Here is a 15,054-nt window from a genome sequence, read left to right on the forward strand (position 1 = left end):
GGCAGATTGTTGAACTGCATTGATCTGTTTGCGGGAGCTGGTGGTTTCTCTCTCGCGGCGCGGAACGCGGGACTGACTATTAAGCTTGCCGTTGAGCACAACAAGAAGGCAGCGTCGACATACCGCAAAAACTTTAGCTTCCTAGAACCTAAACTTGTTCTTCGCGATGAAGACATCCGAACATTGTCACCTGATCTGTTGATGCGGGAGATATTCGGTGAGAAGCTGTCATGTGACCTGTTGTTAGGCGGACCACCCTGCCAAGGTTTTTCGACGCATAGACTGAATGATGCAGGCGTCTCTGACGAGCGGAACGACCTGATCCACATATACTTTGATTTCGTTAGGGCCTTCTCGCCGACAGTTTTCCTAATGGAGAACGTACCTGGGATGTTATGGCCCCGACATAAAGCAGCATTGGACCGATTCTATTCTAAGGGGGCTGAGTCGGGCTATGATGTCTTTGAACCAGTCGTATTGGATGCTCGCGACTACGGGATTGCCCAGCGCCGAAAACGTGTTTTCATCCTTGGGCTGCGCCGCGGCGTACAACTAGGCAATCTTGCCTGGCCCCTAAAGCAAACACACGGGAGCGACGTGCTCCGCCGGACCAAACCCCACCTCGAGCCCTGGGCTGGATGCCAGTCAGCTTTTCTTCCAGCCGCAGCGGATGATCCCAATGACATTCATATGAAGCACGGTGAGGCGTTGCTGAAGGCGTTTGCGAATACGCCTCCTAATGGTGGAAGCCGTCATGCATCAGGTCGCACACTCAATTGCCATTCGGACCACGACGGGCACAACGATGTCTATGGCCGAATCGATCCAACCAAGCCAGCCCCCACTATGACAACAGCTTGTATCAATCCGTCAAAGGGCCGCTTTGTCCACCCCACTCTCCATCATGGAATCACCGTCCGACAGGCAGCACGCATTCAAACCTTCCCCGATGACTTTGTGTTCGATGGCGGCCTGATCGCGGCTGGCGAACAAGTCGGAAACGCTGTTCCTGTTGCTTTTGCCCAAAAACTTATTGAGCACATCAAGCCACTCCTTTCCGAGCAGAAGGACGGTGTCAAGTCCCGCAGAGATGTGCGTCAGCGAGAGCTGGCGTGATCTCAACTTTAGCCTTTCAGACCAAAGCCCGGACGGTCGACCATCTCGGGCGTGAACAGATAGCCGACTGCCCTACCGCGATATCGGAGATCTGGAAAAACGCTTTCGACGCCTATGCAAGGAATGTTGCTCTCGACATCTATGATGGCGAGGAGCCGACTGCTGTGATCAGCGACGACGGGCACGGTATGAGCCGACGCGAATTTGAAGATCGTTGGCTTGTGGTCGGAACAGAATCCAAAGCCACCGTAGATCATACACCGTTCGTAGACCGCAACGGTCTGCGGGCCAGGGCGAGACAAGGCCAAAAAGGTATAGGCCGCCTCTCATGTGCTAACCTTGGTCCAGTCTTGCTACTAGTGTCGAAACGTAGGACACAGCCATTTGTAGCAGCGTTGCTGGACTGGCGCCTTTTCGAAAATCCATTCATTAACCTTGGGGACGTTCATATCCCAGTGACGGAGTTTGAGAAGAAAGAAGAACTTCTGCGCTTGTTACCAGAACTTGGCCAAGGCCTTGCACAAAACATTATAGGAGGCGAGGACGAGTTTCGTAAGGCTCGACTGACGGCGGCGTGGAGAGCCTATGATCGGCTCTACGAGGCTGAGCATGCGGCCGGGGTCACGAATAAGCTCGGGCTGCCCTCCGAAGAGATACTCTCCACCATCACCAGTATTTCCTTTGGCGAGAGATATCTTGCTGAATGGCCGGTATGGTCTGGGAATTCCGAGCATGGCACCGCCTTGGTGGTCACGCGCATCAACTACGATCTGCGCGTCGAGCTGGACGAAGCGGTAGCTGACTCGTCAGCCAGAGCTGCGCGCGACCGCTTCTTCGAAACGCTTTCGAGTTTCGTTGATCCATTCCTAGATCCGACCGAAAGAGGGTCAACGGCCAGCCAGCTCGAATTCTCCTACATCGTTCGTGCGTGGGATGGCTCAAATCCTCGCCTGATAGTCGGTTCCGAAAAGCAGTTTGATAGGCGGCTCCTAGACGCGATGGAGCATCAGCTCGTGGGCACTGTCGATGCCGAAGGGGTCTTCACTGGCAGGATAAAGGCGTTCGGCAAATGGGTGACGGAACCGTGTATCATCGAACCGCCGAAGGATCTTGCGATCCCGCATCGAGCAGATACCGAAGTCGGTCCCTTCGAGCTCTATATTGCCTCCATGGAATTCCAGGCCAGCAACACGACTCTGCCCCGCATGGAGTTTCAGCGCTTTCAGGAGTTAGCCGAACGCTACTCTGGCTTCATGATGTTTAGAGATGGCCTAAGAGTGCTCCCCTATGGGCGCACCGACAATGATTTTTTCGAAATAGAATCAAGACGCAGCAAAAATGCTGGACGCGAGTTTTGGAATCATCGTCAAATGTTTGGTCGCCTTGCAATTCGGCGCGATGTAAACTCTAATCTAAAGGACAAAGCGGGGCGCGAAGGGCTGCTCGACAATCGAGCAGCCAAGACCTTGAAGGTTCTTGTTTCTAACATCCTCCGTGTATCGGCGCGGCGATACTTCGGCTCTGACTCCGACATTCGCGAGGAAGTACTTCCGCAGATCAAGGCTTCCAACAAGGCTGAGAAGGCGAGCGAAGCTCGAAATAAACTGCGGCAACGTCAGCGCAGAGAATTCCGCACAAAGCTTCAGGCCGTCTCAAGCGAGCTTCCTCGCTTCAACAAAGAGATGGAGGCGTTCGCAAAGAGCCTGTCGATCGGCAACGAGAGCGAAATTGGGGCTGCACAGCAGCAGCTTGAAGTTTTCCGTGACAGAGCCTCCGATCTTCGCCTACCGGGCGCGCCCAAGTCGCTCGGTCCACTGGAAGAAACATATTCCAACTACCGCGACAATATGCGGACCACCACCACTCTGCTGACAGCGATCGCAGCGGACCTAGATGAACAAATCGAACGGATTAGCCCGGCACAACCGCGTGTCCTGCTGGAGCGGCAGATCGCAAGGAATGCGGCGCAGATCCATCATCGTATCCAGCAATGGAAACGATCGGTCGACGCCTTACAGCGAGGCGAGTTCGAACGAATCCGGGATCTAATAAATTACCGCAACAAACACTTCCACAACGAAGCCTCTCCTTTCCTTGCCAGATTTGATAGAGGCGAGTTGACTTATTCAGCCACCTCCAAGCTCCTGGATAGAATGAAGGAGGATACGGATCTAGAGAACGCCGAGATATTCGGGCCCTACATTGGAGCGCTTGAGAGTCTAAAAGAGAGTATCGACCTCGAAAACCTGGCGTCGTTTGGAATGGAGGAGTTAAGCGATCTTAGAGTAGAGCTTGAGCGACTTAACAGCTTAGCTCAACTCGGTATCGCTGTGGAGATCGTAGGACATGAGTTGCAGGCCTATGACGACATCATCGGTTCGGCGCTTCGTAAGCTTCCCGACGAAGTGCGCAACAGCAAGGCTGTGCAAGACATTGAGTTCGGCTATGACGGCCTCACAGACCAGCTAAGATTTTTGTCACCCCTTAGGCTCGCAGGGCAGCGCATTCAACGTTGGATAACCGGCACCGAGATAGCTGAGTATGTTGCGGAGTTCTTCAAACTTAATCTCGCCAAGAATAGGATATCTCTGGACGTCAGCGCCGAATTCCGATCTCTTCGAATCTACGATCAGCAATCACGGCTCTACCCGGTGTTCATTAACCTACTGAACAACAGCATCTACTGGGTAGGTGCGAAGTCGGAGGGGGAGCGTCGCGTGTTGATCGATGTTATTGGTGACGAGGTCGTCATTTCGGACAGTGGTCCTGGCGTGGATCCAGAGGACGTCGGAAGCCTATTCAGCCTTTTCTTTACAAAGAAAGCGCGAGGAGGTCGCGGCGTCGGATTATATCTCGCCAGGGCCAATTTGGCGGCTGGAGGTCACAAGATTCGGTACGAGCCAGCTACAGCGGATATGCCTCTAAAAGGGGCAAATTTTCTCATTTCATTTAGGGGTGCTGAGTTCGATGGCCGGTGAGCATTATTCGGCCTTTGTGGAAGAAGCTTTCGTGAAGCCGATCCGTTCGGTTTTGATCGTAGATGACGATTATCCTACCTTCGACGAAATGCTCGACGCCGAGATTGCCAGAAACGGGCAGAGAGAACATAAGAAGGCCAAAGATTGGTACAACGACCCGGCTCGCATCAAGAAAGTCATCGCCAGCTTCAGGATTCCTGGGCGCGCCCTTCTTGTCGACATCCATGACGGCACCAATGTGTCTTCAGGCGCCGAAATCAAAATTGCAGCCCATTTACACCAATCGGACCTTCTTGTTCTCGACTATCAGCTCGACAAGGCGAAGCCAGGCGACGGGGCGCTGGCCATTGAGATCATCCGAAGTCTTATGAGCAATGATCACTTCAATCTGGTCGTCGTCCACACAAGCGAAAACCTGGAGACGGTGTTCCGGGAGACGCTGATTTCGCTTATGGCTCCGCTTGTAGATCGTCTCGAGGCTGATGACTCGCAGCGGGCGCAAACACTATTGATCGAAGCTGAAGATAAAGCAGACGGGATCGGCGACCGGCTCTCCCAAAGCGTTGGCATTGACCAGTATGTCCATGCGCGACGCTTTCATGGCAGCTATCTTCGAATCATGAGCAAGTCTCAGCAACCCTACTCAGCATTCAGAGCCGAATGCGATCAACTGGAGTGGGAATCCGATGACCGAAAGCTTGTTCTGAGGTACCTCTTAGAGCAGGTTGACTTGGGCCTTGCTGCACGTTTCAACGTGGGTTCGGATTCACAACTTGATTGGGATGACGGCGGCAGCAGATACATCAAGACTAACACCGTCTTCATCGCCTTCTCGCAAAAGAATAATGATGACGACCTTCTTTCAGAGCTATTGGCAGCTTTGAACGCTTGGAACCCTCGGCCGTCCAGGCTGTTCCTAGCAAAGCTACGAGCCGAGATGGATGAATACGGCGTCATGGCGCAGAGCGCAGTCCTGGACAATCTGCATGCTCTTGCGCACTGGTACCGACGCCTCCTCGCCTCCGAGGGACCCGATCGCCGATGGCTTATTACCGAGAGCGTCGCTAGACACTCCGAACAGCTGATGAATGGGATCCTTCCAAGGGTCGAGAATTTTGCCGGCCGTTTGATCGCTGCCGAGGCAAAGACAGGCGTGCCAGAAACGCTGAGCAAAGAGCACTTTAGTATCGATTTGACGAACGCGCACGAGAAGCTAAAGGCTGAGTACGAGCACAACGCTTTCGTGAGCAGCAAACCGCCTGAGGGTTGGCACCTCACGACAGGACAAGTGTTTGTCGTTGGCCAAGATTACTGGGTGTGCGTGTCCCCCGCATGCGACACAGTTCCGGCCCAGTTGTCGGCTGGCCGGGTAGCGCTCTTCGGAGAACGATTGCCGTTCATGGCAGTCAAACTGATTCCGGTAGCTGATGGCAAGGTGCTCAAAGACGTCCAGACGAACCGCTACGTCTTTCTTCGGGTGGCGGGAGGAGTGAAATGCTTCTGTTTCAATGACCCTTCGAGCGACGCTTCAGCGCCTGCATGGCACATGCTCTATGCAGAAAAGCGAGGCATATTTTCGAAAGACTTCAACTTTAAGTTGTCCATCACTGAGAAAGGCACCAGAAGGTTGCTGCAGCGGAAATGCGATGCGCAAGTGGTTTGCCAATTGCGGTATGAGTACGCACTAAATCTTGTCCAACGCCTCGGCGGGTCATTGACCCGCATTGGCTTGGATTTCGTTTAGCACGAACCGCCGATCGGCCTTCCTAGACTAAGCCACAAACACATCCGCTCGATGATGGGCAAGATAACCCTGCTGCGGCGGCGTAAAGACTGCGGTGCGCCAGACGGCAGGGGCTTCGGAAAAGCCGAAGCTCTGCATCACCAACTGCTCGAACCCAAGGCGCCGCAGATCTGCTTTGTCGACGCGAGGGGAGATCAGCACCTCGCCTCCGTTTTCAAAGCTGATGAATCCACGGTCGAATAGATGGTCGGCATCGGGCGTGAGGAGCAGACCGTTCATACCGTCAAGGCGCTCCTGCGCAGAAACGCACAGGCGCCACGGCTTGATGTGGCTTGCGATCAAGAGCGAGGAGTTGGTTACGCCAGTAAGGCGGCAGGAGCGCTCTGTAGCTTCGACGTTCGCGCGAAATTGCCCTTGGCCGCGACGAGCCAGAATGACGCTCTTCTTTACAGTGTCTTCGAGATGAAGGTCTTCTCGGATACGGCGCTCGACCAGATCCTCCAGTGTTTCGTTGACGATCTCAAAAGTAAGGCTGTTGGCGCCACCGCGCTCCAGCGCTTCACGGTCGAAAGCCGCGTTGGCGACGATGATGTGAAACACATCTGGCGACACGCCGGCGAGATAGGCTTTCTGATTTCCCGATCCGGAGTTCGGGTGGATCGGCGAGTACCTGGCAGGCAGAAGCGGACCCAATTCGCCGATCATGGCCTTTGGGCTAACTGTCGGTTCAAGCGGCGTCCAATACACCGGGAGCAACCAACCTTCCTGGTTCCAATAGGTTCCGGTGTTTTTAAATTCTGTCGGCTTCGGTGCTGTGAATGCGAATTCCGTCACCCGGCCAACATAGCGCACTGCCTGGTCGAAATAGGACAGGATGAGATCGCCGGGTGCTGCCCGTCGCATGTTGTTATAGAACTCGCTACGGGCGCCGTTACTCTCCGTCTTGGGCGACCATAGATATTGCCCGTCGATTTCTTGGCGGGCGGTCTGATTGTGATTAACCCACCAAAACTGCGACATAGCCTTGAAAGTCTTGAATTAATTACGAGCCGACTACGTTCTATTCGAGAGCTTCAGCGCCATCAAGCTCTGTAAAAATCTGGATCTCCTGTTGGTGAGGCCGCCAACTCTGCGCTTGTCGGCGGCAAAACCCTTTCATTTCAACGAGATTGGCTACTTGACCGCCCCAGTTCCGAAGCTCCAACTAGCGTCGGTGATCGCCATCGCCCCGGCGGCTTCCGTGATCGCTCTCGCGATCGCTGGCGACCGCTTAATCCTTCAGGCGGGCATTGGTGCCACGTTGACCGACACGGCAACCATGCGGGGGTCAGCTAAGGATGAGACCCGCCAGGAAAACGGTAAGGAGAAGCGACAGCGGAACTGCAAGAAGGCAGCACAACTCGAAAGTATTGGCTCGCCAAGAAGTCATTGGGCGCTTTTCCATGTTGGCCTTCTCCCTCAACGGCCAGACCGAAACGGCAGTTCCGCTTAAATGTCAGGGTGCTCGTCCGCACCGCTCTTTATGCTACTGGCGCAACTCGTTCCGCTTCCTGGTCATCCATCGTGCACGCGCCAGATGTGTCGCCCACGCCCGGAAAGCCCTCTCCGGCTCCCGCTCCGGATCAAGATGCAGGACGATGCGGGCGACCTCGCGCCAGTCCGTTCCTTCCGCCGAAGCGTCGAGCAGCCGGATATAAGTAAGCATGCGATCTTCGTCATAACCGGTCAGCACCGAAGACGTCGGCGCTGCGTTCGCGATATGAGAGTTTGGCTGCTTTGGCATTGCGACCTACCAGCAATGGCGCATCGTAGCAGCCTATGAAGAAGCCCGCGCCCTTTGATCGGAGGATGCGGATCGCGATTCGCCCCGACAGTCGACAAATGCGGACCTCGGGCGGCGGTTCCCCGCCCAGCTGGGCTCACGCCTCACCACGTCGTGATCGGGTCGAGGCAATCTATATATTTTAGTGGAACCTAATTTAGTCAACGCAATTATGCGTGCGTGAGAAAGCGTGAAATCCAGACCGTCACTGAAAGCCGGCTATCGCGGGATCAGTTGGCCGATGATCCAGTGATTGCAGTCGATTTGACGGAACGGATATTGCAGGCGGCCGACAACGACAGGATTGTCTGCCTCGTCATGGCAACGGAGGAGTTGGAAACCGACCGCATCGAGAAAGCAGAGCCTAAGGAGACCAGGATTGCCGCAAGCTTCGTCCGGGACTTTGAGGTGATGCTGCTTGTTCTTTATGCGGCCTACGCCCTCGCTGTGCTGGGTGCGACCGCGTTCGTTTTGCTGGAACTGGGCCATGTTCTGTAGGCAGACGTCGGCAAAAAACGGGACTGACGCGCGATTGCCGCTGTTTGATGAGAGGAGCGGCCACGCTGCGTCGACGATCCGACCCCGGCGCAGCCAGCGGCGTTTTCGCGCCAGCAGGCGCTAAACTTCGGGCTCGTCCGTTCGTTACATCTTGCCAATCTATGGAACGAGGCTGCCCCTCGGGGGTTTTTCTATTAGAGGGACGTTAAAGAAGGAGGTAGCTATGAAGAAGCTCCTGCTTGCCTCGGTGATCGCCATCGCATCGGCGGCTTCCGTGATCGGCCCGGCGAATGCCGGCGGCAGCGTCACAATCGGCATCGGCAACGGCTATGACGACGACGACTATTACTATCGCCACCATCGGTATTCCGATTACGACGATGAGTACGTTCCCCGTTACCGCTATGATGTCTATAACGAGGACTACGCGCCGCGCTACCGGTACCGGTACCACCGGCGCTGCCACACCGAAGTCATCAGGCACTGGCGTCATCACCACCGGATTATCGAAAGAATCCGTGTCTGCCGTCGTTGACGGATCGATCCGGCCGGTAGTGCCGGCCGGATCGGCGGGGCTTCTCACCTCGGCTTGCGCATCAGCATCATGCCGTAATGCACGGCCAATATGTCGAGCCCGATCTTGAGTAGTTTCACCACCACGTCGCGCGGCTCGCCGGCCTGTTCGGCCAGGCTCTTGACCGTTGCGTCGGCACAGCAGACCTTTTGCACGATGCCGGCGATCTCCCAGTGGGCAAGCGCCCTGGTGGCCTCGGCATGGTCGCGGCCGGCGGACAGGATGTGTTCGGCGACGCCGCTGCCGGTGCGGCCGCCGTCGACGCGCTCGGCCCAGGCCATCGGCTTGGCGGTTGCCTCGGACGAGTTGCGGAAATCCTGGCGGTAGCGCATGCCCGCCTCGCGCTGCTGGCGCGACAGCGAGGTGAGGCCGCTCAGCGGGTCGACGTTGCGCACCCGCACGATGCCGCCGGTCGCTGTGTGGCCGTCATTGGAGACCTCATAGAGGCGCGCTCCTTCCTGCGTCCCCTTCGCCAGCCGCTTGCGGCCGAACCGGTCGTCCTTCAGTGCGAAATCATGGCCGATCTCCTTGCGGATGCGCACCTGCTCGGCCTCGCCTTTCGGCAATCTCGGTGGCCTGGCTTTGACCTTTTGGGCGGTTTTGGTGCTCATCGGCTCGGTCCTCCTGGGTTTTGGTCGTCGGGCTCTGGCGAACTTCCAGTCTCATTGCAGCGAGCTCAAATCGCTTCGGCCGGCAGCGTGCGCAAGAAGCGCGCAGCGTGATAGGCGCAGTAGCTTTTCGATGGGTTCGTGCGCATTCCGCAGCACAGCATGTCCAAACCTGGCCGGCTGCCGGGGGCGTCGTTTTCCGCATCCTCCTGCGGCGTCGTGTCGAGCGGCGCGCGGCAGCGCTCGAACAGGCAATCGATGAAGCGCATGGCGGCGAAATGCGGCTGGCGGCCGCCGGCGGCGATCGGGCGCGGCGCCGGCATTTCGAGCGGTGCGCCATCGGTCCCGGTGATCCGAGCCGGACCCGGCTGCCAGGCCGGCGGCGCCAGCCTGGCCGACAGCCTTGCCGGGCGGCAGCGTGGCTCGGCCTTCGGAGCCGACTCCGCTTGATCAGCAGTGCTTGATGGCTCAGGCGCCGAATTTCCGAGCCGGCCGCCAGAGCGTCCGCCACACCAGCCCTTGGATCTGGCAAGGCCGATGGTGCGCAAACGGGCGGTGCGGTGGACGATGCCGATGATGGCCGCGCGCGAGGCCGGGCGGCCGCGCAGCGCGGTCAACCGGGTGGCGATCTTCGCGGCCGACAGTCCGCTCATCAGCCAGTTCTCGATTTGTTCCAGTTCCGAGGCGGAATAGCGGGCGGCCATGATGTTTCATTCCCTGCAAAAATGGTTGTGTGCGGCGCCGGCTTCGCCGGCCTCAGGCTCGAAAGCCGGTCAGCCTTCGCGTGGTCTGCTGCGATCGCGCTTCATCTCGGCCGCCTGCCTTTGTTGCGCCGGACACTGCCTTGCCCGTCCGCTCGTCGAAGGCGATGACCGTGCCGTCTTCGCTGCGGATGCAGGAAACCGCGGCATCCGCATTGCCGGCCGGCAGGTAATTCGTGGCCGGAGCCGTGAGGGGAACGGCTCCGGCCGTTCCGGCCGCTTGCGCTGCCGGATCCGAGGCGCGAGCCTCGGGCATCGTCCCGGCCGGGGAGGAGGACAGCCGCGACGAAGGGGACAGGGTTGGCACATGCATGGCGCCGGCGATCGGTTGCGCTACCGCCTCCAGGCGAGCGCTGCCGGCGCGCTGAACGGCGGATTCAAGGACCGAAAGCTGGCGAAGCGACTTGTGCATGCCTACATAAGAGCATAACTCAAATCATAATGCAAGCGATTCTTGCATAGACTAAACCGAATCTTATGCCACAGATGGAGCCATGGCGAAAACTGCACTGTCGATCAAGGTCGGAGCGGCGATCCGCCGGGCGCGCAAGCAGCGCGGCCTGGTGATGCGTCACATTGCCGAGCACAACGACACCGACGTCGCTGCCGTCGGCAATTGGGAGACCGGGCGCAACCTGCCCAAGACCGAGAACCTTTTGAAGACCGCCGCTTTCCTGCGCGTCGACCCGGTGGCACTCGGCAAGGGCGAGGTCGTTTTCCTCGATGATGCCGGACCGGTCGCCGATGCCGAGATCGTCACCGATCCCGGCCCCCTGCCCGCCGGGCCGATGGACATCCAGCTTCTCGGTACCGCCGTCGGCGGCGACGATGGCGACTTTACCTTCAACGGCCAGCCGGCCGGCTATGTCCAGCGGCCGCCGGGGATCCGGCATCTGCGCAATGTGTTTGCGCTGCACGTGCTGAGCGATTCGATGGTGCCGCGCTACGAGCCCGGCGAGATGATCTATTGCGGCGGCCGCGAAGCGTTGCCCGGCGACCATGTGGTGATCGAGACCCTGCCCGAGGAGAACGAGCAAAACGGCAAGGCCTTCATCAAGAAGCTGGTCAAGCGCACCGCCGCCGAGCTGATCGTCGAACAGTACAACCCGCCCAAGACGCTGTCCTTCAACCGCTACGCCATCAAGAACGTCTTCCGCGTCATCCCGCTCAAGGAACTGCTGGGGTATTGAGGAGGCGCCGGCGCGCCCTTCTCCCCTTGGGGAGAAGGTGGATCGGCGCGCAGCGTCGAGCCGGATGAGGGGTGTTGGAAGAAATGAGGCGTTTAAAAATATTCGGATGATTCTAGTCTAAATCCCTACGTCTTCAACTCCGCGATCCGTCCAACACCCCTCATGCGACCGAGCTTCGCTCGGCCACCTTCTCCCACAAGGGGAGAAGGAAGAACACCGTCCCCGCCCGCCCCCTCAAGCCCGCCTCGACTGCAGCTCTCGACCGTTGAGCAGGCGCGCCTCGGCGCGGGTCCGCTGCCGGTCGTCGATGAAGGCGGCCTGGATCGAGACGGCGGCGCCCGGCAGGCCGTCGGCCCGGCAGGCCTTGCAGATCAGGCGCCCCGAAAGTGCGGCCAGCGGTGTCTCCGGCCTCACCCCATGCCGCTTGAGTTCGGCCGGTTTCCACCACCTGTTGCGGCCGCAATCGATGCACTCGACGGCAATCGAGACAACATCCGCGATCGTCGCTTCCCTGCCCGCTAATGCCATAGCCATCCCCATCATTGTTCCTGCTTTGTTCACATCATTATCGGTTTTCGGGGCGGAGTCGAGTCGGTTCCGCTTGCACCAACGTGAAAGTTTCACTTGTTCATGTACTTGAGTTATGCTTCTATCTCGTGCAGCGCTGGAAATCGGCGCGAGCAACAGAACCGCGGCCGCTCCGTCGGCCGGCAAGCAAGGGAGTGACGATGGACCTCGCCCAGTTCGCCCAGGCCTGCGGTTATGCCGGCGACAGCCCGGCCATGCTTGCTGCCTTCGCAGCCATCCGCCAGGACGGCATCCGCACGGCGCGCCAGGGCCATGGCCAGCGCAAGTCGGCGATCGACCGGATGAAGCCGAGCCGCGCTCTGTTCCTGGCAGCGATCCGCCCGGCGCAGTCAGCCGAGGAGGCACTCGAGGACGCTGTCCGCTTCCTGTCGATGTTCCGCAACATGCCGCGCTGGCGACAGGAAAGGCGCACCGCCGACTTCGCCCGCGCCAGGCAGCAACGCCTCTTCGCCCGCTTCTTCCGCCGCTACGGCCACCGCCTCTGGGCGCTCGAGGCGACCTGAAGGCGCGCGGGCCTCCCTTGCAAAACGGATGTTGCGATCGCCGACACCGCGCCGTATGTGTCCGCGCGATGAGCGAGATCGAATTCCGTCGCGCGCAGGCGCCCGACCTGCCGGCGATCGTTGCAATGCTTGCCGACGATGTGCTCGGCGCAGACCGGGAAGACCCGTCCACGCCGCTTGCGCCATCCTATCTCGATGCCTTCAGCGCAATCGATACCGATCCCAACCAGTTGCTGGCCGTCGCGGTCAACGCCGGGCAAGTGGTCGGAACGCTGCAGCTCAGCTTCCTTCCAGGCATTTCGAGAAAAGGCGCCTGGCGCGGCCAGATCGAAGGCGTTCGCGTCGCCCGGCAATGGCGCTCGCGCGGCGTCGGCAAGCTGATGATCGAATGGGCAATTGAAACATGCCGTTCGCGCAATTGCAGCTTCGTCCAGCTCACCACGGACAAAGGTCGACGGGAGGCGCACGCTTTTTACGAGCGCCTCGGCTTCACCGCCAGTCATCTCGGCTACAAGATGGCGCTGTAGATCAGCATTTCATCGCATTCAGCGCCGACCGCTCATCTTCGCTACCCACTCTGGATGGAGCATTGACAAGCCGGCCTTTCGCCCTGCTCCATCCGCCCATGATTTACGACCGAACCTGGCTTGAGAAAACCTTTCGCGCAAAGCCCCGGCAGAAGTTCCTGTTCTTCTGGGGCCATCAGCCGTCTAAGGACGGCCGAATAATAAGCACGTCGTGCTTCAGCCAGTGGTGGCATGCGCCTTTTACCGTCGATGGCCTGAGCTATCCGACTGCCGAACACTGGATGATGGCCGAGAAGGCACGACTGTTCGGTGATGCTCCGACGGCAACACAAATCCTCAGGGCGGCGAGCCCCAAGCAGGCAAAGCAGCTTGGCCGCCAGGTGAGCGGCTTCGATGGCACCAAATGGGATGCAGACAAATATCGCATCGTGACTGAAGGGAGCTTTCAGAAGTTCCGTCAGAACGCGGCGCTGCGCGAATATCTGTTGTCGACGCATGACCGGGTGCTGGTCGAGGCGAGCCCTGTCGACCGGTGTGGGGTATCGGCCTTGCGGCGGATGACGAGAGGGCGGTGAACCCGCTGCTGTGGCGCGGCGAGAACCTGTTGGGATTCGCGCTGATGCAGGCCCGCGATCGGCTGCGCGGCTGAACATTTGCCGTGCGCTCGTCATCTGCGGCAGCCTCCGCGCTGCTTGACAATCCACCCACAATGTTCTCTTTATGTTCTCACCACAACTCGAGACAATGCGGCGTTCGAACCGCCGCGGGCGAACGGGCCGGATGGAAGCCAACATCCTCCACGCGGATCTGGATGCCTTCTACGCCTCGGTCGAACAGTTGCTCGACCCGGCCTTGCGCGGCAAGCCGATTGCCGTCGGCGGCGGGGTAGTGCTTGCCGCATCCTATGAAGCCAAGGCGTTCGGCGTGCGCGGCGGTATGCCGGGACGGCGGGCGCGGGAACTCTGCCCGCAACTCGTCTTCGTCGGCGGCCATTTCAAGGACTACCAGCGGCTGGGCGATGCGGCAATCAAGGTGCTCGGCGATTTCACGCCGGTGGTCGAGCGGATTTCGATCGACGAGGCCTTTGCCGACGTCGCCGGCTGCACCCATTTGTTCGGCTCGCCGGCCGAGATCGCCGGCAAGATCCGCCGCCGCGTGCGGGCCGAGCTCGGCCTGCCGATCTCGGTCGGCGTAGCCCGCACCAAGCATCTGGCCAAGATCGCCTCACAGGTCGCAAAACCGGACGGGCTGGTGGTGGTCGATCCGCGCCACGAGCTGGAGTTCCTGCACCACCTGCCGGTCGAGCTGATGTGGGGCGTCGGCCCGGTCACCAGGCAGCGGCTGGCCGGCATCGGCGTCAACACCATCGGCGAGCTGGCGAAGACCAACGGTGGGGCGCTGGAGCGCCTGCTCGGGCCGGCGGCCGGAGAAAAACTCAACGCGCTGGCATGGAACCGCGATCCGCGCAAGCTCGAGACGCAGCGCCGGGCGCGCTCGGCGGGTGCGCAGTCTGCGCTCGGCCGAAAACCGGCCGAGGAGCAGGTCTTCGTGCCCGCTTTGCTGCATCTGGCCGACAGGGTCGCCACAAGATTGCGGGCGAAATCCCGGCCCGGCCGCACGGTGACGGTTCGCGTCCGCTTTGCCGATTTGCGCTCGGTGACGCGCTCGATCACGCTCGACCAGCCGATATCGGCAACCGCCATGCTGGCCGAGATCGCCGAGGCGCTGGTGCGCAAGGTGCTCATCGACCATCCGCACGAAAAGACAATCTCGCTGCTGGCGATCGCCGTCTCGCATCTGGAGCAGCATGCCGGCCTGCAACTGGAACTGCCGCTCGGCCTCGACGACGACCGCCGCCGCCCCGGCACCAGCAAGGGCGCGGCGCGCTGGACCGCGGACCGCGCCGTCGACAAGATCCGCGACCGCTTCGGCTGGGAGGCGGTGGGCTACGCCTCGGTCGCGCTCGGGCTACAGCGGTCGGTTCCCGACGCATTTCGCGAGCTGGCCGAGAAGGAACTGTGAGCCTCGATTACACTTTGGTTGCCAAGTCGCCGGAATGACGTTGAAGGCTGCGCCGTTGTGAATTTATCTTGGGACCAGTTCGTCGTGCACCGGTTTGGGTATCAGCCAGACAGGGTAGCAGCC

General features: G+C 59.4%; 15 protein-coding genes and 1 pseudogene. 10 read left to right on the plus strand and 6 right to left on the minus strand.

The window, feature by feature from the left end:
- The first annotated feature begins 9 nt into the window (after window positions 1–9).
- From NKH99_RS22155 to NKH99_RS22165, 3 genes are read left to right on the plus strand one after another with little or no spacing between them, the layout of a single operon-like run.
- Complete coding sequence (locus NKH99_RS22155) at window positions 10–1,116, plus strand: DNA cytosine methyltransferase (RefSeq protein WP_353015535.1); 1,107 nt, start codon at window positions 10–12, stop codon at window positions 1,114–1,116.
- Window positions 1,113–4,094: an ATP-binding protein gene (locus NKH99_RS22160; protein WP_353015537.1), complete on the plus strand. Its 2,982-nt coding sequence runs from the start codon at window positions 1,113–1,115 to the stop codon at window positions 4,092–4,094. Before NKH99_RS22155 ends, NKH99_RS22160 begins: the two co-directional genes overlap by 4 nt.
- Window positions 4,084–5,838 carry a response regulator receiver domain gene (locus NKH99_RS22165; RefSeq protein WP_353015539.1) on the plus strand — a complete coding sequence of 585 codons (1,755 nt, stop codon included), beginning with the start codon at window positions 4,084–4,086 and terminating at the stop codon, window positions 5,836–5,838. Before NKH99_RS22160 ends, NKH99_RS22165 begins: the two co-directional genes overlap by 11 nt.
- Before the next feature lie 27 nt (window positions 5,839–5,865).
- On the opposite strand, the gene NKH99_RS22170 is transcribed toward NKH99_RS22165, so the two are convergent.
- The gene (locus tag NKH99_RS22170) at window positions 5,866–6,858 is read right to left on the minus strand and encodes an HNH endonuclease (RefSeq protein ID WP_353015541.1); all 993 of its coding nucleotides are present in this window, start codon (window positions 6,856–6,858) and stop codon (window positions 5,866–5,868) included.
- A 505-nt stretch (window positions 6,859–7,363) separates the two neighbouring features.
- The gene (locus NKH99_RS22175; RefSeq protein WP_352774435.1) at window positions 7,364–7,621 is read right to left on the minus strand and encodes a hypothetical protein; all 258 of its coding nucleotides are present in this window, start codon (window positions 7,619–7,621) and stop codon (window positions 7,364–7,366) included.
- Between the two features lie 273 nt (window positions 7,622–7,894).
- Between NKH99_RS22175 and NKH99_RS22180 the strand changes: the two genes are divergently transcribed.
- A complete protein-coding gene (locus tag NKH99_RS22180) occupies window positions 7,895–8,158 on the plus strand; it encodes a hypothetical protein (protein ID WP_352997785.1) in 264 nt (87 codons plus the stop codon).
- A gap of 223 nt (window positions 8,159–8,381) precedes the next feature.
- Entirely contained in the window at window positions 8,382–8,693 is a 312-nt protein-coding gene (locus tag NKH99_RS22185; RefSeq protein ID WP_352467934.1) for a hypothetical protein, read from the plus strand.
- 44 nt (window positions 8,694–8,737) lie between these two features.
- On the opposite strand, the gene NKH99_RS22190 is transcribed toward NKH99_RS22185, so the two are convergent.
- The 3 genes from NKH99_RS22190 to NKH99_RS22200 all read right to left on the minus strand — a co-directional run bounded on the left by NKH99_RS22190 (window position 8,738) and on the right by NKH99_RS22200 (window position 10,513).
- Window positions 8,738–9,343, minus strand: coding sequence for a DUF6456 domain-containing protein (locus NKH99_RS22190; protein ID WP_352472136.1), 606 nt, complete (start codon window positions 9,341–9,343; stop codon window positions 8,738–8,740).
- A gap of 65 nt (window positions 9,344–9,408) precedes the next feature.
- Window positions 9,409–10,044, minus strand: coding sequence for a high mobility group family protein (locus NKH99_RS22195; protein WP_353015544.1), 636 nt, complete (start codon window positions 10,042–10,044; stop codon window positions 9,409–9,411).
- A gap of 52 nt (window positions 10,045–10,096) precedes the next feature.
- On the minus strand, window positions 10,097–10,513 hold the full coding sequence (locus NKH99_RS22200) for a hypothetical protein (protein WP_353015546.1): 417 nt from the start codon (window positions 10,511–10,513) through the stop codon (window positions 10,097–10,099).
- An 82-nt stretch (window positions 10,514–10,595) separates the two neighbouring features.
- Between NKH99_RS22200 and NKH99_RS22205 the strand changes: the two genes are divergently transcribed.
- Window positions 10,596–11,291, plus strand: coding sequence for an XRE family transcriptional regulator (locus tag NKH99_RS22205; RefSeq protein WP_352579488.1), 696 nt, complete (start codon window positions 10,596–10,598; stop codon window positions 11,289–11,291).
- Window positions 11,292–11,525: 234 nt separating this feature from the next.
- Here NKH99_RS22205 and NKH99_RS22210 read toward each other — a convergent pair whose 3' ends face one another.
- Window positions 11,526–11,819: a hypothetical protein gene (locus NKH99_RS22210; RefSeq protein WP_353015548.1), complete on the minus strand. Its 294-nt coding sequence runs from the start codon at window positions 11,817–11,819 to the stop codon at window positions 11,526–11,528.
- 200 nt (window positions 11,820–12,019) lie between these two features.
- On the opposite strand from NKH99_RS22210, the gene NKH99_RS22215 reads away from it, so the two are divergent.
- The 4 genes and pseudogenes from NKH99_RS22215 to dinB all read left to right on the plus strand — a co-directional run bounded on the left by NKH99_RS22215 (window position 12,020) and on the right by dinB (window position 14,931).
- Complete coding sequence (locus tag NKH99_RS22215) at window positions 12,020–12,382, plus strand: hypothetical protein (protein WP_353015550.1); 363 nt, start codon at window positions 12,020–12,022, stop codon at window positions 12,380–12,382.
- A 68-nt stretch (window positions 12,383–12,450) separates the two neighbouring features.
- On the plus strand, window positions 12,451–12,909 hold the full coding sequence (locus NKH99_RS22220; RefSeq protein ID WP_352472143.1) for a GNAT family N-acetyltransferase: 459 nt from the start codon (window positions 12,451–12,453) through the stop codon (window positions 12,907–12,909).
- Window positions 12,910–13,007: 98 nt separating this feature from the next.
- Window positions 13,008–13,558 (plus strand): annotated as a pseudogene (gene ybiA / locus NKH99_RS22225) (riboflavin biosynthesis intermediates N-glycosidase).
- 131 nt (window positions 13,559–13,689) lie between these two features.
- Window positions 13,690–14,931, plus strand: a complete 1,242-nt coding sequence (gene dinB / locus NKH99_RS22230) for a DNA polymerase IV (protein ID WP_352472146.1) — start codon at window positions 13,690–13,692, stop codon at window positions 14,929–14,931.
- Window positions 14,932–15,054: the final 123 nt, after the last annotated feature.

Origin of the sequence: Mesorhizobium sp. M0854 (assembly GCF_040319815.1) — a bacterium.
In the GTDB taxonomy this organism is placed as follows: domain Bacteria; phylum Pseudomonadota; class Alphaproteobacteria; order Rhizobiales; family Rhizobiaceae; genus Mesorhizobium.